Here is a 24,127-nt window from a genome sequence, read left to right as displayed (position 1 = left end):
GCAGACGGAAATTATGAATACCTTTAAAGTGGAGTTTTTCTCTCCTGATAATCAAGTTTCTTTTGACAAAGTAGTTTCTCTTTCAATGAAAGGATTAGAGGGTGAATTTATGATTTTAGCTCATCATTCTCCTTACTTAATCTATTTATTAGCAGGTATAATCACTATTAAAATAAGTAAACGAAAGGAGGAAAAGGTTGTGATTAGTAATGGTATACTGGAAGTTATAAATAATAGTTGTGTTATCATGGCAAGTCAGGTTCAAGTTTTCAATTCTACAATTCATGATGAGAAGCATCTAAAAAGCAAAATGCAGATATATAAATAAATTATCTTAATTAATAAATTTTATCTTATAATAAGATATTATGGAAATCTTTCTTGATAGTGTTGATTTAAGTGAAATTGAAGAGCTAAAGGAATTCATTGATGGTATAACAACCAATCCTTCTTTAATAGCAAAGTCTGATCGTAAAGATGAATACGAAAGCTTAATAAGCGAGATATGCTCTATTGTAAAGGGACCAGTTAGCGTTGAGGTTATTGCGAATAGTTATAAAGAAATGATTGCAGAGGGGCTCAAGTTAGCAAAAATTTCTAGTAATGTTGTGGTAAAATTGCCTCTCACACATGAAGGTTTGATTTCTTGTAAAAAGTTATGGACAGATCATAAAATACCTGTTAATATTACGCTGTGTTTTTCTCCTGGACAAGCACTGCTTGCCGCTAAGGCCGGTGCTTGTTTTATTTCTCCTTTTGTTGGTCGTCTTGATGATATAAATTATGGTGGTCTCTTCTTAATAAGAGATATATGTACTATATATTCTAACTACTCTTTTAATACTAAAATTCTTGTTGCATCAGTAAGAAGCTCTGCGCATGTGATAGAAGCTGCAAAGCTTGGTGCTGATTCAATTACTGTGCCAGCAAAAGTGCTTAAGCAATTGCTTAACCATCCACTTACAGATCAAGGGCTTGCAATATTTGAAAGGGACTGGATTGGAAAGTAGCAAATAGATAGCTAGACATTTGCTAAAAGGTGAAAAAAAATAGTAACTTTAGCTGTTTTATAAGATTGTGAGATAATGCTAGAAATAAAAGTGCTACCTGATTTTTTTACACTAAACTAATGTGCATAGTTTATGATTTTAAATATGATGAATTTCTTATAAAGAAGAACAATAATCAGTAAAGGTTTGAAACTACGAAAATGTGTTAGAAGTTTTTAACTAATTTATAGTTCTATTTCTATGACTTTAAAGAAAACTAATTCTAACGTAATAGGTTTCAATCAAGAGAAGAGAAATATGAGATAGTATACTTTTGGCAAAGTCTTAAAAAGAAAGTCATTGTTATTCAAAACCTTTTATAAAACCTGAGAATATTGAAAGCCTAATTGTCTAACTTGAGGCACAAAATTGTATTTTCCTTTAAAGTTAGATGTGTTTTGTTCTGAATGCTTTATTAAATGTTTCATTTCTGTGAGTCCTTTTTAGGAGAAGCTTAAGGTTTTATTTGTAAACTTAGTAATATTTATAATTTTCTGTAACTTCTTTAAGAGTTCTAATTCTTTCTCATTCCATAATTGGAAATTTAAAAATGCAAGTTTCAGATTTCTTTATTACTAACTTAGCAAGTATATGTTAGACGTCATTACTCTAAATAATCGATATTCAGTATGCTAGTTATTGTCATTCTATCTAAAGTATCACAGTATTTACTGGATTCTTATTATGATTGTAGTTCTTTAATTCACATGTTTGTTTTCTTACTTGCATATGTATCAATTTATTTTCCGAGTACTCTTGAATGTAAAGCTAAACTAGGTTTGTTTTTCATCTATTTCCCCTCATACTAGAAACAAGGATTTACTAATGTTATGAAAGAGTGCTACTTATACATTTTAAACTTCATCTCTACATAAATTGACCTTATTAACAAGGCTAATTAATATCTAGACAAGTTGTTGCTTAAATAGAAACCGTGGAAACTGACATAGTAGTAGTAGGTGCAGGTCCTGTTGGAATATTTACTGCTTTTCAAGCTGGAATGCTTGATATGAGATGTCATATAATAGATATTTTGGATCAAGTAGGAGGACAGTGTACTGCGCTTTACCCAGAAAAGTCGATATATGATATACCTGGTTATCCTGTCATTACTGCAAAAAAACTAATTGAACAATTAATGGAACAGGCTTTACCATTTGAGCCTGTTTACCATTTAAGTCAAAGGGCAGAGAAAATATTAAATATCGATAATCAAAGTTTTACTGTGATAACAAGTACAGGTATGAAGGTGAAATGTAAAGTCGTTATCATTGCTGCAGGTAATGGAGTGTTTGAACCTAACCGTCCACCTGTTATGGGTATATTAGAGTATGAAAATAAGTCTGTGTTTTATAGCATAAATAAAATTTCTGATTTTCAGGATAAGACTGTAGTCATTACTGGGGGAGGAGATTCAGCAGCTGATTGGACTATAGAACTTTCTAAAGTTGCAAAAAAAATTTATGTAATACACAGAAGAAAAGAATTTCGTTGTACACCCGAAACTAGGAATAAATTAGAATTACTTGAAAGCAATGGGAAAGTAGAACTTGTAACACCATATCAACTATGTAAATTGACTGGAGATAATGGACAATTAAGTGCAGTAATAGTAAAAAATATTACTTCTATGGAAGAAAAAGGCATACACGCTGATTTTTTACTGCCGTTTTTTGGCCTCTCAATGAATTTGGGTCCAATAAATAATTGGGGATTAAAATTGGAGCATAGCAGAATAGTTGTTGACCAGACTACACTTAGGACTAATAGAGATAGGATATATGCAATCGGTGATATAGCTACTTATTTGGGAAAACTAAAGTTGATATTAAATGGTTTTGCTGAAAGCACTATGGCTTGTTATGATATATATAAAGTGATTCACAATTCTCCAATTAATTTTCAATATTCAACTTCAAGGGGATTTTATAAGAAGGGAAAGTGATTTACTTTGAACTAGTCTAGCTGTATAGTAGCTTTACGTCTTTAGTTTTATATGAGTCTACCTAGCATAGAGAATTGTAATTTTCAAGATAAGGTTGTCTTACTCAGGGTTGATTTCAATGTTCCTATAAAAAACGGAGAGGTTCATGATACCACTCGTATTCTAAGAGCGATACCTACTATTCAATACTTGACAAATGCGGATGCAAAAATCGTTATTATATCACACCTTGGACATCCAAAAACTGAAGACAACAATCTATCACTAAGAAATATAGTTGGAATATTGTCATGGTTGTTAAAAAAGGAGGTTAAGTTTATTGATAGCTGTATTGGTCAGAGAGTGCAGAGAGAAGTAAGATCAATGAATGGAGGAGATGTAGTATTGCTGGAAAATTTGAGGTTTTATAAAGAAGAAGAAAAGAACGACTCAAATTTTGCTAAACAATTGGCATCTCTAGCAGATATATATGTGAATGATGCATTTTCTTGTTCTCATAGGTCTCATGCTTCTGTTTCATGCATTACAAAATTCTTGCCTTCTTATGCAGGATTTTGCTTGCAAAATGAGTTAAAGTATCTTGAAAGAGTCATATTGTTTGATACTAAACCTGTCACTGCGATAGTTGGAGGAGATAAAGTGTCAACTAAAACAAAAATGCTTCTGAAATTAGCGGAAAGAGTTGATTATCTAGTTATTAGTGGAGCAATTGCTAATAATTTTTTATTGTTTAATGGAATAAATGTTGGGAAATCTTTTTTTCAGAGCAATGTTGATAATCTTCTATGTAGCATTATTAATGCGGCAAATAAAAATAATTGTAAAATAATTATACCTAGTGATGTTCTAGTTGCAATAAACTCTGATTACAGCATTGGCTTTTTAAGAAAAAGTGAATCCATTTTAGATGATGATATAATTTTGGATATAGGACCTCAAACTTTGAGTACAATAAGTAATGTAATAGCAAGGAGTAAAACTTTGCTATGGAATGGTCCTATTGGTGCATTTGAGCATTCAGCTTTCTTAAAAGGCACAGCAGAAGTGATGAAAATAGTGAGTAATTTAACATATCAGAAGAAATTAGTTAGTGTGATAGGAGGAGGGGATAGCCTATCTGCGATGAATGCTGTAGGCTTTACTGATAGAGACTTTACGTACGTTTCAACTGGTGGTGGAGCTTTTTTAAGCTGGCTGAGTGGCAATGAAATGCCTGGGATCACTGCACTAAAGTCAACATCGTGTTAAAACTTTTTAAAGTTACTTCTTATACTTAATTCTTTTATGATTGGTATAACGAAGTTTGTTTTTCCAATTAGGAATTACTACTTCATTAATACATATGAATTTACTTTCAATACTAGATTTAAATTATGACGGTAGGAGTAAAGTAGTACTGATGGTAGTGGCATTCCTCATTGGAAAGCACAAGTATTATATAAAATTTCGCAAAGATATCTGTGTAATTTTTTCTTGATAAGAAATTAAACTACTCTTGTATTTCCATTAGAAAAATAAGTTAGTGTGTTTCAATCTAATATGAATTATGCGGCATCTTCAAGTATATATAGTTGAAGAGCTATAAGAGCTTGATGATTATTTTGCAGGTATGAAAATTGTAATATGTGATAAACATTTTTTGAAATAGAATTTATTAAAGCTTAATTTTATATCTTGTAAAGCACTTTAGAATTAAAAAGTTATACAATATTTAGAGTTTGCTGAGGAAAGGATGTAGCTAATATACAATAGGCCATTGAAGGATATATAGAATGCTAAATTCTCTTCGTATAAGTTTATTTAATTGAAATTATTAAAGAAAGTTGCATTGTTTTCTGCATATAGAAAAATGATCAGTTTTTAGATTTGATAGAAGACAAAGAGTAAGTGAATTTTATATGAGTAACAATAAAACTAGAATATTTTTAAAGTCTAAAGCTAAAAAAAGATTGAACAATTTTTATACAATATTGCCTTAGGTTGATAAGGAGAATAGTGTAATTTGCTTCTGATAATTTAGTTTCTCAGGTTAGTTGATGAGAATTTTAAGTGGTGATTCGTTGGTCAATTTTTTGATAAACTGTTTTGTTTATCTAGAAAATTAGATTGCTTCTTAAAGTTAGTGATTTAGTGTGTTCACATGAGCTTTTCAACTGGTGTGACAGTTCTACTTTGGTTAGAAATCTGTCTGATTTCAAGTGTTTGAAAATATTTGAAAGAAATAATTTATGCCTAGTTTAAAAAAATAAATGCCATAGACTATTCTATGTGAACTAATTAAAACGTTTAAGAAAGTTTAAAGGAAGAGAATACGAGAAACATCAATCAGATTAGTTGCTTGATAGTAAGTTATTGAACAGTGACAGTAAGGTATAACAAGTAGAAAAAATTAGATAAAATAGTTAATAAAGTAAAGATACTGAGATTTAATTTAAAATAACCTGATAAGACTTGAATTGCACTTCCAAATGCTGACATCCATGAGAATAATGCTACTGCACAAACCAGTAAATTTATTATAATTTTTGGTGTATACTCATACTCTAATCTATGGTATAATTTTCTAATGAAGATTGTTGCTCTGCCTAAGTACCAATTCACTATTCCGCCAATGCTTGAGCCTAATACTCCAAAAAACAACATGAGTATTGGGTTGTAATACTGCCTAAAATGCAACATAGCATAAAACATAAAACCCTGATATATAGGTAAAATTAATGATGATACTAGATTATCTGTGAACAGCAGGAGATAATTTTCCATATAAACTTACCAAGTTGTTGTACCATCTTTGTTATCAGAAACCATGATTTTCATCCTTTTTAGCTGATTTCTTATTTGGTCTGCAGTATCGTAGTCTTTATTTTGTTTTGCTGCTTTTCTTAAAGCTACCAGTCTTTTTATCTCTTGTTGATCCATGTTAGTAGTAAACCACTCTTGGTAGCTTGATTCAAGAAGACCAATAAATCTTGCACTCTTGACGAAACTCTCAATTAATTTTAGCTTTTCGTGTTCATTACTTGTTTTATTGATTTTTGTTGCCATTTCATGTAATATAGACAAGGCTTCAGGAATATTGAGATCATTTTTCAAAGCTTCTATAAAATCTTTATAGAAATCTGCATCGCTTTTCTCGAGTTTTACTATATCTACATTCCGTAATAGACGATAAAATTTGTTTAAAGTTTCCTGTGATTCACAAATAACGTCTTTTGTCCAATTGAGTGGCTTTCTATAATGAGTTTTAAACAGTGCGTGACGTATTACTTCTCCCTTTATTCCACTATTGAGCAAATCTCTTACTTTAACTATGTTAAATAAAGACTTGCTCATTTTTTCTTCGTTTACTGTCAAAAAGCCATTGTGTATCCAGTATTTTGCAAATATTGACTCGGAAAACACAGATTTGCTTTGTGCAATTTCGTTATCATGATGAGGGAATTGCAAATCTATGCCTCCGCCATGGATATCGAAATTTTTACCAAGGTATGCATATGACATTGCCGAGCATTCTATGTGCCATCCAGGCCTTCCTTCTCCCCATGGACTATCCCAGTAACTTGAAAGCTTATAGTCAATATTGTTTGCTGGCTTCCACAGTATAAAATCTCCTGGGTGTTTTTTATTCTTACCAATTTCAACTCTGCTACCATGATTTAATTCACTAATTTTTTTTCCTGATAAAATACCGTATTCAGGATAAGATTCAATACTAAAATATATATATTTATTAGATTCATAGGCATGATCAGATAACAACAAATGTTCAATTAATTTGATGATGCAATCTATACTTTCTGTTGCTTTTGGCTCATGTGTTGGCTCTACACAATTTAGACTTTTCATGTCTTCATGAAAAGCCTTAGTGTAATACTTAGCTATGCTTTCTATGCTGCTATTTTTCTTACTTGCTGCATTAATTATCTTATCGTCAATATCAGTTATGTTGCGTACATAAGTGACTTTGCTATAGTAAGATTTAAGTAACTGGAATAGCACATCGTAAGTAACAGCAGAACGTGCATTTCCTATGTGGGCCATATCATATACAGTTGGACCACAAACATACATTTTTACGTGGTCTCTGTTAATTGGTGTAAAGAATTCTTTTTTCTTTGTTAAAGTATTGTAAAGCCTAACCATATACAAAACTTTTTAGAAAAGAAAATGCTCCAATTATGAGCTGTGGTCCTTCAACTATTACAACAAGAGTAAGTAATAAACCACATAAAGATGCTAAAACTCCCAATATGGAAAGAAGTCCGTCCTTACTAGTGATACCTAGTGAAATAAGAGTCGTGCCAATTGCAGGAATAAAATTAGTTAAAGGCAGTGGAATAGCTATCGATAATGCGCAAAGCAACATTATGAAAGCTAGAATCTTCTCACCAGGTCCATAAAAAATAAATGGTATTCTTGGTTTCGTGAATTTTTCTATTTTTTTTAATGCATATGAAGTTTTCTCTACTACAAGAGCTAATGTTGAGAATTGAAAAGATTTTCTTTCTAACCAATGCGGCATCCAAGGAGAGTGAAATCCAAGCAAGAGCTGCAGTGAGAATAGAATTAGAGGTATAGAAAGAATAGTTGTATAACCAGGTGGAACAGGTATTGGTACTGATAGTGGCAAAGAGAAAATGATTATTAAAATTCCAAAACCACGTTCTTGCAAGGCAATTTTAATATCAAACAACGTCACTTTGTCAGTATTAGCAGTGCTAGTACCTGCAACTTCTTTTAAGATATCAGAAACCAATTTTTTATTTTTAGTTATTCTCTCATTTTTTTGCACATTTATCCTTGGACAAAATTATTCCTTTTAGCTAGCATAATTATTGCTATATTTCAACATTCATTCTGCATTCGTATCAAGTATTTACCTTGTGTTAAGGTATTATAGAGTTTAACCACGCACAAAGCTTTTTAGAACAGACAATACTTCTATTATAAACTGTGGTCCTTTGGTTATTATAATAATAGTAAGCAGTAGCGCACACAATGATATTAAAACTCCTAGCATAGAAAGTAGCCCGTCTCTGCCAATAATACCAAGCGAAATAAAAGTTGTACCAATTGCAGGGAGAAAGTGAGTAAAGGGTAATGGAAGAGCTATTATTATAGCACAGAGTAACGTCATAAAAGCTAGAATCTTCTCACCAGGTCCATAAAAAATGAAAGATAATCTTGGTCTCATGAATTTTTCTATTTTTCTTAACATAGGTATAATTTTTCCTACTATGAGAATTACTGTTGAACGCTTAAAAGCTTTTCTTTCTAACCAACAAGGAATCCAAAGAGAATTGGACCCAAATAAAAGCTGTAGTGAAAATAAAATTAAAGGTATAGAAAGGACCGTTGTATAGCCAGGCGGGACAGGTATAGGTAGTGAAAGTGGCAAGGAGAAAATAATTATTAAAGCACCAAAACTACGCTTGTGTAAAGCTGCTCTAATGTCAAATAGCGTTATTTTATTGCTGTTAGCATTATTAACTTCTGCGATTTCTTTTAGAATGTCAGAGGCTAACTTATTTTTAGACATCTTCTCACCTCTTTACACTTTTATCTTTAATTATAGTTACTAATTTGAAATTAACATGATTGTTACTGTATTTCAACCCATATTTTTATCTTGGCTGAATTTTTAGACAAATGACACGCACTAAGTGCGTGCCAAAAATATTAGGACGCTAACGGTCTGGTTCGTTGGATGATAATTTCTCTGAATCCTTAAGTTCTTGTTTAAGGTTTTTAATGCCTTTACCTAAATCACTCATTACTTGTGGTAACCTGCCTGCACCAAACAGAACTAAGATTATTATCAAGACTAGAAACAATTGCCATGGCCCTAAGCTCATTTGCACCTCCATTATAGAAACATAAAATTTTAGATAAAAATACTTGACTGGGATCAAGTAGCACATAGATTATACTACTTTTATCTGTCTACAGGTCAAAATTTTTTAATCTATTTTTTAATAATTTTGGACTTGGTTGCTTTTAGCAATAAATATGTGTTAAGTGATTCTGCAGTTTTTTATTAATGAATAGAGTCGCAATTCTCAATACTTCTTGTGGATTATTACCATATTTAGTACAGCAGCATTTTTACTTCTAGAATAATATGTGATGTTTTATTTGATACTTAAGAAGTTTATCTAAATTAGAAAAATATCTCATCAGCAAAATAACTTCAGGATTTTGTGCTACCCGACACCCCCCTTCCTGTTACAACTAATTGTTATTAGTCTCCCAATGTGCCGTTAGAGTATGTATTTTTATATTTTCTACACTTAAATAGCTTCAAGATCCCTAGTACAGTGGTCCTTCTTTTTTTAGGAGACTACACAACACAAGGTTGCGTTTTTGCTACTGTTTTGTGGTGAGATAGTGCAGAGGTATTGAAATAAATATGTCATTAACTTTCTGCTAATCTATTATTTATAGAAATGGTGCAAGATTTTAGATTTTTTATTCCTGAAATTAATTTCAAAATCGTTATCTTGCTGTAACCTCAGTCTACTAATAAACACACAATATCTACTTGTCTTCCTTCAATATTTATTGCTTAAAGCAAAATCACCTTTGATTATTATAATAAGTAACTTGTGCTATTAATTAGCATCAACTGAAATTTTATTATAAAATATAATAGCATTATATTAAGTGAATGTATTGAAATGTTTTATTTATAAACTTATTCTGCAAAAGATCTAAAAAATAAGGTTTTTGCTACGGTTGTGCTAATGATGGGAATACGTGGGACTATAGCTCAGTAGGATAGAGCATTGGATTCCTAATCCGAAGGCCGTGCGTTCAAATCGCACTAGTCCCACCACAATGCTTTATGGCTTGTTATGCTTTTTCATAGTTAAATTTGCAATTGAATAAGTATTGTAATTTGAGGCATAATAGGTGATGTTATACAAGTAGCTGACACTAAAATCTAGGTAAATAGATTATAATGTTGCATTTAAAATTTCACCGTTTGTTGTAAAAATAAACACTTCTTCATAGGTTACTTTAATATCCAAAGAATTTCAGTGAAGAAAGACAAGAAAATCTGATGTAACTAGTCATTCACTACTTATCTGTTTTTATATAGTAATTTTCAGTGCTTTTGACCGCTAGCTGAAATGCAAAATAATATGATGTGTCAGGTTACGTTAACCTTTTACCATAAGTCTATCACAAAGATAGCACTAAGATCAGTACCAGATTCAGTAACAAGAGTAGTTGGTAAGATTTATCAGCAGTTTTATTACTACAGTTAAGCTGTTTAAGATATGTGATGAAAATTTTACCTACGTTTGCTCTGATTTAAGTAAACTCTATGTTTAGTATCTATTTATTAAAGCTAAGAATGTTTATGCTAAAATCTTAACACCTCTACCACACCATGCTTCTGTATCAGAAGGAAAGCAAACAGAAAAATATTTGTTTCAAGTATACTCGATCTTTATCTCTTTTATTTATTATTAGGATTCCAGCTTCTATAGTAACTTTTTACTTCTTGCTTTGAATTACACATGACTTTTGTGCCTGTAAAGTTAGTGATATGTTTTACCTTCGTTTTTTTTTCGTTAACTGGCACTGTGTTATCAGTGTAATGAACCCATATATGCCATTCTGGAGGAATTGTTGTAGGATCTGGAGTATTTTTATATATAACCCACCTTTTTCCTGTACTTGACTTATAGTAAAAGTTTTCATTTTTATCTCTTCCTACAAATTGATCTTCTCTTCGTAATAAAGATTTTACTGCATTACAAATTTTAGATAACATAAAACTATTAAAACAATAGGTATTATATATCTACTACTTTAGTAATCCATTAGCAACAATTTAATGCACTTACCAATTTTACAAGTTGTTATGCCAATAATTACATCGACGTTTTGCTTTCTTGTTAGAGAACATAGAATATCCTGGTTTATCTCTTTTATCACAACAGCAGTTACTTTTCTTATCTCGTTGAAACTACTCATGATAACTTATAATGGTGAAGTTATAACTTATTATCTTGGAGATTGGGCTCCTACATATGGAATAGAGCTGAGGATTGATATTCTAAATTCCTTAATTTTGACTTTAGTGAATTTTATAGCGCTAATAAGTGTTCTTTATAGTTTTTATATTAACAAAAAGGAGATTAGCAAAAACAAAATAACTGGCTTCTATTCTTTGTTTTTATTGTGCTTAAGTGGGCTACTTGGGATTTTAGTAACAAATGACATATTTAATCTTTATGTTTTTTTAGAGGTTACATCTCTTTCTTCTTATGCGCTAGTTTCAATGGGAAAAGAGAGGAGAGCTCTAGTTGCAGCGTTGGAATATCTGATTAGTGGAACAGTGGGTGCAACATTTTATTTGCTTGGTATTGGGCTTTTGTATTCCATGACTGGTACGCTGAATATGTCTGATATGGCTAAGAAAATAGTACCTCTATATGATAATAACATTGTAAAGCTTGGTACATTATTCATTTTTGTTAGTCTATTAACCAAGATGGCATTATTTCCATTGAGTAAGTGGCTGATTGATTCATACAGTGAGGCTCCAAGTTTTATTAGTGTGTTTTTCTCGGGCACAGTAACTAAAGTCATCATATATGTTTTTATTAGAATTTTTTATGCTGTTTTTCACCAAAACTTTTTTTTATTCAAACCACCATTGAACAATGTAACAGTTGTGCTTGCGCTTTGTTCTATTATATTTGGGTCAGTATCTGCAATAACCGCGAAAGATATGAGAAGATTATTTGCTAGCTCCAGCATTAGCCAGGTCGGCTATATAATTTTAATGCTTAGTTTGAACTCGAAAGCAGGCTTGTTTGCAGCAATTTTTCATACAATAAATCACAGTATAATAAAAACTTCTTTATTCATGGCTGTAGGGTGCATTTCTTATAAATTTGATTCCACAAAAGTGGAGAATTTATCAGGACTGAAGAAATCAATGCCTTGTATAACATTTATGTCTACTCTACTTGGATTAGCGTTGATTGGTATGCCTTTAACAGGTGGTTTCGTAAGTAAGTGGTATATGATGAAAGCGATTATTGAATCTCATGCATGGGTTTCTCTTATAGTTTTTGCTGCTGGTTCTTTGCTTACATTGATATATACATGGCAGATAATAGAAAAGATGTATTTTAAAAATGATCTAATGTTACATGCTGGAATAATAGATAGCTATGTTAACAAAGTGCCATTATCTATGCTTTTTTGTCTGTCATTTATGACTATTCTAACAGTAATAATTGGAGTATATAGTAGTCCGATTTGTTTATTAGTTGAGAGATTGGTTTTTTGATTTTGATCTTACTCCATATTTTACTATTACTATATTGTGATACACTAAGAAATAAGGGCTTTCACTATGAATAACAGATTAAAAAATATTTATTTGTTATTAATCATTAATGTAATAGCTCTGTTTTGTGTTGGCATTATTATTCAATACTCCTCTTCAGGAGGAAATTGGGTACCATTTGCAATTCATCAGCTAGTTATATTTGCTTCCTTTTTTCCGCTGGCTATAGCCATGTCATTTATAGAGCTAGACTTTTATCTGAGGTATGCTTATTTTTTCTATATAGTAACAGTGATTACATTATCAATAGTGAGTTTTTTTGGGTTGCCTATCATGGGTTCAACAAGGTGGATAAGAATTGGATCATTTAGTTTACAACCATCAGAATTTGCAAAATTGGGATTAATACTTGCACTTGCTCGTTATTTTAATAAGCAAAGTGTGTACAAAATGATGGAATTTCAAAAATTATTTAAGGCACTTATAGCTATTTTCCTACCTATACTCTTGGTATTAAAACAACCTAATTTAGGTACAGCTATGGTAATGTTTTTTATAGGGACATCAATTATGTTTACTTCGATAGTAAGAAGGTTACATTTAGTAGTTTTCGGAATACTTGGAGTTCTTATAGTGCCATCTGTTTGTTTCTTCTTCCGTCCCTATCATAAGAAAAGGATATTATCGTTTTTGGATTCATCATCAGATCCACTTGGGATAGGTTATAGCGCACAGCAATCTCAGATAGCTATTGGTTCAGGAGGATTACTTGGCAAAGGCTTGTCAAGAGGAAGTCAAACCCAGCTTGGGTTTTTACCAGAAAGTCATACAGATTTTGCTTTTGCAGTACTCAGTGAAGAATGGGGGTTTTTAGGTAGCATAACTTTGATTTTCCTTTATAATATGTTGCTTACTATAATATTCTCTATTGCATACAGATCGAGAAATTACTTTTATAAGTTAGTATCTATAGGGATCTTTGCTTTTTTTAGTGCTCATTTCTTCATAAACGTTGGAATGACAATAGGTCTTTTACCTGTAATAGGTGATCCATTACCATTCATATCCTATGGAGGAAGTACAACTGCTACAAGTTTAATGTGCATAGGGTTGCTGCTTAATTGTGTAGCTTCTGAAAAGAATTTAAGGCTGAGCTCTCGCTTCTATCTGCAGTAAGTTAAAGGCACAATAATATTCAATACTCAATATGCTTGCCTTATCAAAGCTTTAGTTTGCTTTCTTTATATTTCAATCTCTCTAGTTTCTTTAAATTTTTACATGGACTGATTGTTTTTATACCTATTGCTTCTTTAGGATAGCTACTTAGTGCGCATTCCTACTATAAGAAGAACTAAAGTGGTAAACACTAGAAGACTACCTTCCCTAACTTTTTCCTGTATAAATAACAACATTATAGCTTGTATTACTCTCGTTACAGTATAAAAAATTTATAATATGCGTATCAGAATCTTGGATATACTGAATAAGCTCTAGTGAAGTATTAAATCTTATTTTTATAGTCCTTACATGGAAAATAGTGATAAGCTTATATTATATAAAACCAAAAGTTTATTGATATATAGTAAATGAAAAGTTTACAACTAGATAAAATACAGAATGATGTAGAAAATATTTGGGAAAATAGAAATGAGTTCATTAATCATAATACAAAAATAGCAGCAAGGACAATAATCAGAAGAATAATAAAACTGCTTGGCTGTGGTAAAATTAGAGTAGCAGAAAAGCTGTCAGACGGGAAGTGGGTAGTGCATGTGTGGATAAAGCAGGCAATATTATTATACTTCCTTACTGAAAAGAGTAGAACAATAGGTAATAACAATTGGTGGTTTGATAAGGTTAACAGTAAGTTTGATAAATGGAATGAAGAAAAGTTTCGCAAATTTAAAATTAGAACAGTTCCTGGATGTTTTGTTCGTAGGTCTGCTTATATAGGTGCAAATACTGTTCTTATGCCAAGCTTCATTAATGTTGGTGCTTACATCGGTTCTGGCACAATGATAGATACCTGGGCAACAGTTGGTAGCTGTGCACAAGTAGGCAAGAATTGTCATATTTCTGGAGGAGTAGGAATTGGTGGAGTTTTGGAGCCTATTCAAGCTTCTCCGGTTATTGTAGAGGATAATTGTTTTATAGGTGCGCGTAGTGAGGTAGCTGAAGGCATTATAATAAGAGAAGGGTCAGTTTTAGGTATGGGAGTTTTTATTGGCGCATCAACAAAAATTGTTGATAGAGAAACCGGTGAGGTACTTTACGGTGAAGTTCCACCTTACTCTGTAGTAGTACCAGGATCTACTTCATCTAAAAATAATACTTCAACCTATTGTGCAGTTATAATAAAAAAAGTAGATGCAAAAACAAGATTGAAGACTTCTGTAAATGAGATATTGAGGAGTTAAGTTATATATTTATAATATAATAACATACACTATATTATGTAGTTTTGTTCATTTTTTTATAATTATATATCGGTACTGGCTTAACTTGAATGATTTGCTAACCTTACAGCTGTGTCAGTGAAAATTCACAGTATTCATCTAGAGATTTACGTTATTTAAAATGTGTTATGTATAAGATAGACACATCAAAGTTGTACTTCTTCTTACTTATGACATACTGTGCAGTATAATTATAGTTACTACATTATTAGTTCACTTAGGTCATCCCGACTAAAATATGGAACTAACGTAGTTGATAACTTTGCAGTATAACTATTACCTTCACACTAAGGTGAATTGTTACATATTTGTAATATGTAATACCTATGTGAATAAAATTTGGGTCTCATAGAGAAATCTGTAGGAAAGTAGCATATTATTTTTTATTGTTTATTTTATTGCTATTGCTAGCTACAGTAATAGCATATGCACACAACTCTGAAAAAGGGATTCCATTCTCTTTAGATAATTTGTACAATTTTTGTAAGCCTTCTTTTACTTTACTAGGAATATTACCTCCACGTTCTTTTGTAAGCCAAGAATCTTGATAATAAATCGGATGAGTGTCACTTTTTGGGTTTCCTATATATATCGTGAAAGGTGAAATTTGGCCTCTGAAGTTACATTGTACGGTAAATTTTTTTATAGAGCAAGACATCTAAAAACCTATAACTCTCTTTTTGATTTGTTTTGTAATAGGTATAGTAGATGGCTTATTTATACAATCCTGTCTACTGATAACATTTTTTTTACATCTGAGAAATTTAAGAACTTCATGCCTTCTTAATTCTGATTCTTTTGCTACTCTCATGCCATGCTTTACCATGATATTGGCATGTACTAACACTTCTTTTACTAATTTTAGATCACTGTTCATCATTTGAACTAGTGCTTGGAATACTTCCACTAAAGTTAACCCATCAGCACTTATAACCTTGTTTTTTGTAAAATTAACAATTTCCTCAAGTTTATGTTCAGTGCTACTACTTGGATTTGTAATAGTAATATAATTGATATTATGATCATCCATAGTTAAAGACTATTGTAATAAGCCATTAAGTTTATACTATACAATATAAATACTCTATAAATTTGTTTGTGACACAATAATTTAATGTTTACTTGTGATATACTCTCTTACGTGTATAAATTAATTGATAAAAACCAAGGATCGATATCTATTAGTGAATTCATGAGTGCTGTCTTATACCATAAAAAATATGGCTATTACATGAATAGATCTCCACTTGGGAAAAATAGTGACTTTATCACTGCACCTGAAATTAGTCAATTATTTGGTGAAATAATTGCAGTTTGGGTAATGTATACATGGGAAAAATTAGGAGAACCACCAGAATTTTCTCTAGTTGAACTTGGGCCAGGTAAAGGGACACTTATCCATGATATAGCAAGAGTCACCAAAAAGTACAGCAATTTTTTTAGATCTATGGCCATTCATCTAATTGAAATCAGCCCTGTTTTACAGGAGATACAAAAAAAAAACTAAAAAAATTAAATGTTAATTGGCATTTGGATATTAGTAGCTTACCTAAGCAGCCAACTATTTTTTTAGCAAATGAATTTTTTGATGCTCTTCCTATAGATCAGTTTGTATATCATAACGGAGAATGGTATGAAAATAGAGTAGGGAAACGGAGTGATATGGTATCATTCCAGTGCTTAATACTAAAATCCAGAAGAAAAGGATCTAATATTTCAATATCACCTACTAAGGTAACGAATATAAAATTTTTTAGTGGAGCAGTAATGGAAGTCTGTTCAGCTGGAGCTGAAATATTAAAGAAACTTGAAGAAAAAATAGTTAATAACAGAGGAGCTGCTATAATTATAGATTATGGGTATGTGCATTCTACGTACAGAAGTACTTTACAGTCTGTAGGACAACATAAGTATGTCAATTTTCTTGAAAATATTGGCAATAGTGATATTACTGCGCTTGTAGACTTCCAGGCATTGAGGGATTCATTAAAACACTTGAATTGTGAAATTTTAACTCAAAGGGAGTTTTTATATCTTTTTGGTATAAAGGAAAGAATGCAGGTCTTAATGAAGAATGCAAACAATGAACAGAAAGATAAGATCTTTAGTGAGTTTCTAAGGTTAACTGAAAATATGGGCACTCTCTTTAAGGTAATGTTAATTAGTAGTTAGTAGCATTCTATATTGGGTTAAACGTAATAAAAATTCTCTAAGCAGCTAAAATCCAATATAACCTTTTTATACATTCATCTCTACCAAGAATTACCATTATATCTATAATACCAGGTGCACACATTATTCCTGTTATAGGAGCACGCAATGAATGGTACACATCACTCAGTTTAATGCTGTGTAGCTTTGAAAACTCTTTAATTTGAGAAAGCAAAAACTTTTTATTCCAGCTTTTATTATCAATCTTTGAAAGAAGTGATGCAAGCAGCTTAATTGTATTAAAATTTGATTTAACAGTCTGCTTCGCATTTTCGTTTAGATCAAGCGGCGGATCTTTAATGTAGAACTGTGCCAAATTTAGTAATTCAGTTAAGTACTTTGCTCTTTTTTTTAGTTCTGTTAGTCCTTGTAGTAAATAGTTCTTTTTCTTGTCAGTTAGATTGTTTTTTCTAAGTATTAGAGTGAGAATATCTTCATTGCTCATATTATTAATATAATGATTATTTAAATATTCTAGCTTTTTAAGATCTAGGCGTGATGGTGAACGACTAATGCTTTCTAAATTAAACCACTCTACTGCTTGCTTATCACTAATAATTTCATCATCTCCGTGACTCCAGCCAAGTCTCAGTAAGTAATTGCGCATTGTTTTCGGCAGTATTCCCATTTTTTCGTAAAAACAAATGCTTGTTGCACCATGCCTTTTAGACAGCTTATTTCCATCTTCCTGATGAATAAGCGGCACATGAGCAAAGCGCGGAATATTAAAATCAAGAGCCTGATATATCAGTAATTGTTTAAAAGTATTAGTGAGGTGATCGGAACCGCGTATTATGTCAGTTATTCCAGCATCATGATCATCAACCACAACGGCAAAAATATATGTTGGAGTAGTGTTAGAACGTAAAATTACTATATCATCAAATTGGTCACTATTTACTTTAATTTGACCGTATATTTTATCGTCAACAAGGATATCTTCTGAATCTGGGACCTTAAATCGAATAACAGGCTTTACATTATCTGCTATTACATTATCACAGATATGCTTATGTATCTTTCCTTTCTCTCTTATCTTTGCCTGTTCCATCACAACTGTATTTTCAGGACAATAACAGTGATACGCTTTACCTTTCTTAACTAAAAGATTTGCAACTTCAATGTGCCGCATAATCCTTTTTGACTGGTAGACTATTTCTTCATCATAATTCATACCAAGCCATTTTATCCCATCTATTATTGCACCAATTGCTTCCTTTGTTGAGCGTTTTCTGTCAGTATCCTCAATCCTCAGTAAAAACTTACCACCGTGATGCTTTGCGTAGAGCCAATTAAATAAAGCAGTACGAGCTCCACCGATATGTAAAAATCCTGTTGGTGATGGAGCAAACCTAGTAACTACTTCTGGCATGTTTGTTTATTATATAGTGATGTGAATGATAATAAATAGGATTCATGTTTATAGCAATTTATAATTTCTTTATTCTAAAAAAATAAAGTTGTGTTTGTTTCCTATAAACTTAGTGCATATCTGATAGAAGTTGTAATTTATTTTATATGGTGAGTAAGTAGAGGAATTTCACTACCTATTTTCGAAAAGAGAGCATTAGTTAGAAGAGAGTGTTAAGAGTAAGGTTAGAAAAGTAAAAGAAGATAAAAATACCATAGTAAATCTTAATGTTAAGTAACATTTAAAGAGTAGTTTAGTTATGACATAGGTTTAGAAATTTCTTATTGTTGATAATGTATAGATTTGCTTTCTTAGCTTAAGGAAGTAAACTTGTGCATGGCGAAAAAAAAGTACAGTAAAATTTTAATAGCAAATAGGGGGAAATTGCTTGCAGAATTATCAGAACTGCCCATAAGATGGGCATATCTTGTGCATGTGTATATTCAGATGCAGATATAAATTCTGTATATGTAAGACAAGCAGACGAATCTAGGTATATTGGTCCTTCGCTTTCTTGCATGAGCTACTTAAGCATCGAAAAGATATGCAAAGCAGCAATTGAAATGGGTGTACAGGCAGTTCATCCTGGTTATGGTTTTTTGGCAGAAAATCCAGATTTTCCTCGTGTTTTACAGAAACATAACATAGCCTTTATTGGCCCAAGTGCTGAAATAATAGAAGTAATAGCTAACAAAATAACAGCAAAAGAAGCAGCAAAAAAGGCTGGAGTCAATGCAGTACCTGGGTATGTAGGGAAAATTAGCAATGCTTCTCATGCAGCTAGCGTTGCTGAGGAAATTGGGTTTCCTATTATATTGAAAGCGGCTTCAGGTGGTGGTGGTAAAGGCATGAGAATCGTGAACTCCAGGGAGGAGATTGAGCTAGCATTTACATCTGCAACAAATGAGGCAGAAAAAAATTTTAATGATAGAAGTATCTTTATGGAAAAGTATATAGAGTTATCACGGCATATTGAAGTACAAATTATAGCAGATAAGTATGGAAATGCAGTGTGTCTTGGAGAAAGAGAGTGTTCGTTACAAAGAAATAACCAAAAAGTAATAGAAGAAACTCCAAGCCCATTTATTAGTGATAAGATAAGGCAAGAAATGTATGATAAATGTATTTCTTTAGCAAAGGAAGTAGGTTATTTTTCAGCTGGCACTATTGAATTTATTGTAGATAATGATCAAAATTTCTATTTTCTTGAGGTAAATACAAGATTACAGGTTGAGCATCCAGTAACAGAGTTTGTAACAGGAGTTGATATAGTAGAAGAAATGATTAGAATCTCCTGGGGAGAAAAATTAAGGTTCAGTCAAGATGATATCAAGCTTACTGGTTCTGCAATAGAAAGTAGGATTTGTGCTGAAGATCCATCTAGGAGATTTTTCCCCTCTAGTGGAAGGATAAAGTATTATGATAAACCAGATAGAGATTTTTCTATTCTAGTATCACGTGCTGGGGTGATACTAGGTAGTGGTGCCGTTGAGCTTTCACCAAAGCGGTCACCACGCAAAGATTTTGATAACTGCATAAGGATAGATGATGGGATTGTTGCAGGGTCAGAGGTTAGCGTATTCTATGATTCAATGATTACAAAAGTGATAACGTATGGGAAAGATAGAATAGAAGCAATCAGCAGAATGCAAGAAGCATTGTCTGAGTGTTATATAGAAGGAGTTGCAAATAACATAGAATTTCTAGAATCCATCTTTCATCATCCAAGTTTTGTTGCAGCAAAACTCTATACAAGATTCATTTCAGATTATTATCCAAATGGTTTCTATGGTGATTTTGTTACAGAAGAATATATTAAAATGTTTATTTTTACTGCGCTATATGTTTATTTAGAAAATGAGGAGAAGTGCTATTATAAAGCAGTAAATGAAACACCTTTAATGTCATTCCACCGTGTTGGGGAATCCAGAAAAAAAGAGTTGCTACCAATAACGACTACTCAAATGGCAACTTGTGATACTAAGATGAGACATAGTAATATTGTATCAATATCTGATGATGTTGAGGTTACGAATAGCAGTGCAAGGGATTTATTTATAGTAAGAATAAATGACAATGAATACTCTGTAAATGCGAGGTACCAAAATAATGCATTAACAATGGTGTATAACCACAATATATACTCTGCAATAGGCAGGTGGAAATTAAGTTATAGGTTGCTATGTGTAATAATCAATGCTGATAACGTCGTAACTTTTAAGGTACAGAGACAGGACAATAGACTCTTTATAAGACATGCTGGAATGCAAGCTGAGTGTTATGTATTCAAACCTCACGTAGCTGAATTGGATAAATTCATACTTAGTAATAAGAAAGAAAGAATTGCAGTAGATGTTGTAAAATCTCCAATATCTGGTTTGTTAGTTAAATTACATGTAAATGTAGGAGACCAAGTGGTAGTAGGACAACCTTTATTTATTGTGGAAGCAATGAAAATGGAGAATATTATATGCGCTGAATCAGAAATGGTGATAAAACATATTCCGGTTCAAGAAGGGAACAATATACAAGTTGGTGATGTGATTTGTTTTCTTAAATAGCATAAAAAGTATATGCCTGATCCAAATAAGATAAATGAAAACATTTGATGAGCTATTGCAACAGATGTTGGCACATGCAGCAATAAAGTAACCGTTCCTAAGGTTATCTGAATGATAACTGAGAGTAGCATAACATATACTGGTTTTGTGCTGATGTTTTTTATTGTGAGTATTATTGTCAGAACTAATATTAATAATGCTAGTACTCGGTGTATAAATTGCACTGTCACTACATTTTCAAAGAAATTGGTCCATATAGGCTGCAAGGAAAATAAATTTTCTGGAACGATTCGCTTATTCATTAGTGGAAAGGTGTTGTAAATTAGCCCAGCATTTAGCCCCGCAACAAAAGCTCCGAAGGCTATTTGCATAGCAATTAGGATCAAAATAAGTATTGTACAATATGTACTATAATTAGTAAAACGGAACCCTGTTACATGAGTATATGATACATGACTGTACTTGTGCCTACCTTTGAAGATGAATTGTACAGTAACTTGTTTCATTTCAATGCTTGGCACTGAAATCCAGCTTTTATTATGTAGACGGTTAATGTATTGATTTAAGATTAAATTTTCTAAGTTCCAGTGTCTAGATACTGATGTGGTACCCCCCTTGGCAAAAATTACTCTTATATCACACTGTTTGTATAGTTGAGTGCATGACATTTTGGTATATATCTGGTAATCAAAAAATTGATATGATAATAATGCGAAAATAGCAAGGGCTAATAACAAGTGAAGTGCAAGTCTGTAATGGCTAATATTGGGTTCAGAAACCAGACCACTTTTAACCATATACCAACCAGCAAGTGCTTGCAATACCATAAGCAATAGTACTATAGATAACCTTATCACTGCTTTCTTAGATATTCTTTTTTTCAATAGAAAATATGTAAATGGCAGAGCAAAAGCTAATCCTGTTATCCTCGCAACTAGCCTGTGTATGTATTCTATTAAGTATATAATACGAAACTCTTCTGTACTAATATTATAGTTAAACACTTTATATTCAGGCGTAACTTCATACTTTAATCTTTCTTGCAACCAATCTTGTTCGCTCAGTGGAGGTAATATTCCAATAATAGGGTTCCACTCTGTAATTGACAATCCGGCTTTTGAAAGTCTAGTAACCCCACCAATCCCCACCATGAGGAGTACCATGATAGAACAGAAGGAAAGCCAAATAATTACAGATTTTGATTGTTTTTGTCTCCTTGATGAGGATGAATAATAAGTTTTCATGTCGAGAAGAGCTGAGAATCTATGTAGATGATATAGATAGAAGAAAATACTGATACTGTATAAAAGTGTAGTAACATCTTTTGCAGATTGACAGTTATTATTAAAAGAGTCAAGATTGATGAGAACAATAAAAATGAAGTAGTAAAAAGTATAAGTAAAAATTCAAAATTACTAAAAAGTTTAGATAATGAAATTTATTTCAGTTTAGTGTGTTTATAAAGTGGCCTGTGCTTTTTTAACTTGATAATATAAGTTTGCATATATAACTTTGATCTAACATATTTCTTGTCTACTATAAATAAGTAGAACAGTTAGCAGTTTCTTTGATATTGTAGTATCAGAAATACTGATTAATGAAGAATATTAACCTTACAAATCATTACATACTTGTTGATAAAGCATCTCTAGTGAATCTAGCTTAACTGCTCTTTATAACTAAGTTAAAAAATGAAATAAAATAAGGCATAAATAATTCTTGGTTGTTTTCAGCTACAACACTTTACTTTCTTCCATACAGTGAGCCAGATCAAGAAAGGTAAACCTATCTCTTACTGTAAACGCAATACTGACCGCTTTGCAATACTGCTCTTCATCCCAACCTAGGTGTTCTGGTAAGTGTGGGATTGATAAATCTTCAAATATTTTCTGTAAGCGTTTTGCAGGCAACAGATTTTGCTTAATCAAGCTGGAAATATTATTCCATTCACTATGGATGACTTCTTTGATTCTTTGCTGTAGAATTTGCTTCTGTTTTAGGATTTTCATGAATTCGGTATTACCGAAATGTTCGGCTAAGTCTTCTGACATCCAGGTAGTATGATGCTGATTCATCTTCTGAACTTTAGCACTTAATGTTGGAATAATGCTAAAATAGTTTATTGGTTTAATAATGGGATTTTGTATTGATAGTATTTTTTCCTGCAAATTAGCCATGGTAATCATTGTGACAGCAATCTTCTCACCATGTAATGAGAAAGAATAATCCTTTGTCACCATTTCCATGGTATGAGCTATCATATGCTCCCCTTGACTTGCAGAGTAGCTGCCTTTTGAAATCGCCATTCCAAGCCCTGAAATAAGTAAAGCTTCCATAAGAAATATGGTCACTTTTTTGCTCCTTTTCGCAAGAGCAAGGTATTCCTTAAGTAAAATTTCCTCCAGATCACGAACAAGTGTAAAAGGTAATTCATTATATTCCGTGCCAAGCAATAGATGAGATAAAAGCCAATCAGCTTGTACTGTTGAACGACAAATAAAGTCTGCAAATCCACTTAACGTTAGACGAAGTGGTGCATTGGTAATTATATTAGTATCAATGCATATTGCCTTTGGAAGGTGTGCTACGAAAGATTTTTTATATCCATTTGCTAAGATAGAAGCGTTTGCAGAAGTATATCCATTCATAGAAGCAGCTGTTGGAAAAGATATGTAATTTTTACCCTCAAGATAGCTTGCATATTTACAGATATCGTTAACAGTACCACTTCCAAAAGCAACTATCAAGTCACTATCTTTTGACTTATTTCTGACTAAATCAACTGTTTCGAGAGATGCTGCTCTGTTCAGAGTCATTTCTTTGCACGGTATCATTCCATAGCTTGGTACTGGAATCCATACTCTTTTTTCTTTGATCTTAACGTTGGAGTTTTGAGATGATAAAACTTTAGAAGTATTCAAAATGACATATGGTTTTGCAATAGGCTTAATAACATTACTAGGAATAATTAAGTGAGAAATCTTGCTGAATATTTTCTTGCTCAAGAATTCTGCTGTATTTTCATCAGCAACTAAAAAAATATCATTTCCATATTGCATGCATATTTCATACATGTTATCAACAAGGTGATGACCTACTATTACCTCCTTTATAAGAGTCTGTTTTACTTGGTGTAATATTTGTTTTAAATAATGCATAGAATGCTTACAATATAGTAATA

General features: G+C 32.0%; 19 protein-coding genes, 1 tRNA gene and 1 pseudogene. 10 read left to right on the top strand and 11 right to left on the bottom strand.

The window, feature by feature from the left end; translation table 11 throughout:
- Positions 1–13 precede the first annotated feature (13 nt).
- The 4 genes from GOY13_RS03390 (at position 14) to GOY13_RS03375 (ending at position 4,242) form a co-directional block, all read left to right on the top strand.
- Complete coding sequence (locus GOY13_RS03390; RefSeq protein ID WP_175814389.1) at positions 14–328, top strand: F0F1 ATP synthase subunit epsilon; 315 nt, start codon at positions 14–16, stop codon at positions 326–328.
- Between the two features lie 40 nt (positions 329–368).
- Positions 369–1,010: a transaldolase family protein gene (locus tag GOY13_RS03385; RefSeq protein WP_175814388.1), complete on the top strand. Its 642-nt coding sequence runs from the start codon at positions 369–371 to the stop codon at positions 1,008–1,010.
- A gap of 973 nt (positions 1,011–1,983) precedes the next feature.
- On the top strand, positions 1,984–2,994 hold the full coding sequence (locus GOY13_RS03380; RefSeq protein WP_175814387.1) for an NAD(P)/FAD-dependent oxidoreductase: 1,011 nt from the start codon (positions 1,984–1,986) through the stop codon (positions 2,992–2,994).
- A 51-nt stretch (positions 2,995–3,045) separates the two neighbouring features.
- Positions 3,046–4,242: a phosphoglycerate kinase gene (locus tag GOY13_RS03375; protein ID WP_175814386.1), complete on the top strand. Its 1,197-nt coding sequence runs from the start codon at positions 3,046–3,048 to the stop codon at positions 4,240–4,242.
- Between the two features lie 1,101 nt (positions 4,243–5,343).
- Here GOY13_RS03375 and GOY13_RS03370 read toward each other — a convergent pair.
- The 5 genes from GOY13_RS03370 to tatA form a co-directional block, all read right to left on the bottom strand.
- Positions 5,344–5,757, bottom strand: a complete 414-nt coding sequence (locus GOY13_RS03370; protein ID WP_175814385.1) for a YqaA family protein — start codon at positions 5,755–5,757, stop codon at positions 5,344–5,346.
- A gap of 6 nt (positions 5,758–5,763) precedes the next feature.
- Positions 5,764–7,137, bottom strand: coding sequence for a cysteine--tRNA ligase (gene cysS, locus GOY13_RS03365; protein WP_175814384.1), 1,374 nt, complete (start codon positions 7,135–7,137; stop codon positions 5,764–5,766).
- Positions 7,130–7,786, bottom strand: a complete 657-nt coding sequence (locus GOY13_RS03360; protein ID WP_175814383.1) for an exopolysaccharide biosynthesis protein — start codon at positions 7,784–7,786, stop codon at positions 7,130–7,132. Before GOY13_RS03360 ends, cysS begins: the two co-directional genes overlap by 8 nt.
- Before the next feature lie 111 nt (positions 7,787–7,897).
- Positions 7,898–8,533: an exopolysaccharide biosynthesis protein gene (locus tag GOY13_RS03355; RefSeq protein ID WP_175814382.1), complete on the bottom strand. Its 636-nt coding sequence runs from the start codon at positions 8,531–8,533 to the stop codon at positions 7,898–7,900.
- 148 nt (positions 8,534–8,681) lie between these two features.
- A complete protein-coding gene (gene tatA, locus GOY13_RS03350) occupies positions 8,682–8,849 on the bottom strand; it encodes a twin-arginine translocase TatA (protein WP_175814381.1) in 168 nt (55 codons plus the stop codon).
- 903 nt (positions 8,850–9,752) lie between these two features.
- Here tatA and GOY13_RS03345 point away from each other — a divergent pair.
- Positions 9,753–9,829 (top strand) — tRNA-Arg (locus GOY13_RS03345).
- 630 nt (positions 9,830–10,459) lie between these two features.
- On the opposite strand, the gene GOY13_RS03340 is transcribed toward GOY13_RS03345, so the two are convergent.
- The gene (locus GOY13_RS03340; RefSeq protein ID WP_175814380.1) at positions 10,460–10,777 is read right to left on the bottom strand and encodes an NADH-ubiquinone oxidoreductase subunit NDUFA12 family protein; all 318 of its coding nucleotides are present in this window, start codon (positions 10,775–10,777) and stop codon (positions 10,460–10,462) included.
- Positions 10,778–10,840: 63 nt separating this feature from the next.
- Here GOY13_RS03340 and GOY13_RS03335 point away from each other — a divergent pair, with 63 nt between their 5' ends.
- From GOY13_RS03335 to dapD, 3 genes are all read left to right on the top strand, one after another.
- Positions 10,841–12,307, top strand: a complete 1,467-nt coding sequence (locus GOY13_RS03335; protein ID WP_175814379.1) for a proton-conducting transporter transmembrane domain-containing protein — start codon at positions 10,841–10,843, stop codon at positions 12,305–12,307.
- Positions 12,308–12,373: 66 nt separating this feature from the next.
- On the top strand, positions 12,374–13,483 hold the full coding sequence (gene rodA, locus GOY13_RS03330; RefSeq protein ID WP_175814378.1) for a rod shape-determining protein RodA: 1,110 nt from the start codon (positions 12,374–12,376) through the stop codon (positions 13,481–13,483).
- Positions 13,484–13,893: 410 nt separating this feature from the next.
- Positions 13,894–14,724, top strand: coding sequence for a 2,3,4,5-tetrahydropyridine-2,6-dicarboxylate N-succinyltransferase (gene dapD, locus GOY13_RS03325; protein WP_175814377.1), 831 nt, complete (start codon positions 13,894–13,896; stop codon positions 14,722–14,724).
- Between the two features lie 415 nt (positions 14,725–15,139).
- Here the strand turns inward: dapD and GOY13_RS03320 are convergent, their stop codons facing one another.
- Both GOY13_RS03320 and GOY13_RS03315 read right to left on the bottom strand, forming a co-directional pair.
- Complete coding sequence (locus GOY13_RS03320) at positions 15,140–15,421, bottom strand: DUF2610 domain-containing protein (RefSeq protein ID WP_175814376.1); 282 nt, start codon at positions 15,419–15,421, stop codon at positions 15,140–15,142.
- Positions 15,422–15,793 carry a hypothetical protein gene (locus tag GOY13_RS03315; protein WP_175814375.1) on the bottom strand — a complete coding sequence of 124 codons (372 nt, stop codon included), beginning with the start codon at positions 15,791–15,793 and terminating at the stop codon, positions 15,422–15,424.
- Between the two features lie 84 nt (positions 15,794–15,877).
- Between GOY13_RS03315 and GOY13_RS03310 the strand changes: the two are divergent.
- Positions 15,878–16,935 (top strand): annotated as a pseudogene (locus tag GOY13_RS03310) (class I SAM-dependent methyltransferase).
- Between the two features lie 37 nt (positions 16,936–16,972).
- Here the strand turns inward: GOY13_RS03310 and gltX are convergent.
- Positions 16,973–18,346: a glutamate--tRNA ligase gene (gene gltX, locus GOY13_RS03305; protein WP_175814374.1), complete on the bottom strand. Its 1,374-nt coding sequence runs from the start codon at positions 18,344–18,346 to the stop codon at positions 16,973–16,975.
- Between the two features lie 455 nt (positions 18,347–18,801).
- On the opposite strand from gltX, the gene GOY13_RS03300 reads away from it, so the two are divergent.
- Positions 18,802–20,946, top strand: coding sequence for an ATP-binding protein (locus GOY13_RS03300; RefSeq protein WP_246214302.1), 2,145 nt, complete (start codon positions 18,802–18,804; stop codon positions 20,944–20,946).
- Here the strand turns inward: GOY13_RS03300 and GOY13_RS03295 are convergent.
- On the bottom strand, positions 20,895–22,109 hold the full coding sequence (locus GOY13_RS03295; protein WP_246214301.1) for a COX15/CtaA family protein: 1,215 nt from the start codon (positions 22,107–22,109) through the stop codon (positions 20,895–20,897). The genes GOY13_RS03300 and GOY13_RS03295 overlap by 52 nt on opposite strands.
- A gap of 570 nt (positions 22,110–22,679) precedes the next feature.
- On the bottom strand, positions 22,680–24,104 hold the full coding sequence (locus tag GOY13_RS03290; protein ID WP_175814372.1) for an iron-containing alcohol dehydrogenase: 1,425 nt from the start codon (positions 24,102–24,104) through the stop codon (positions 22,680–22,682).
- Positions 24,105–24,127 lie beyond the last annotated feature (23 nt).

This window comes from Wolbachia endosymbiont of Cruorifilaria tuberocauda, from assembly GCF_013365475.1.
Taxonomy (GTDB): domain Bacteria; phylum Pseudomonadota; class Alphaproteobacteria; order Rickettsiales; family Anaplasmataceae; genus Wolbachia.
This window is presented reverse-complemented; position numbering and strand designations above follow the sequence as displayed.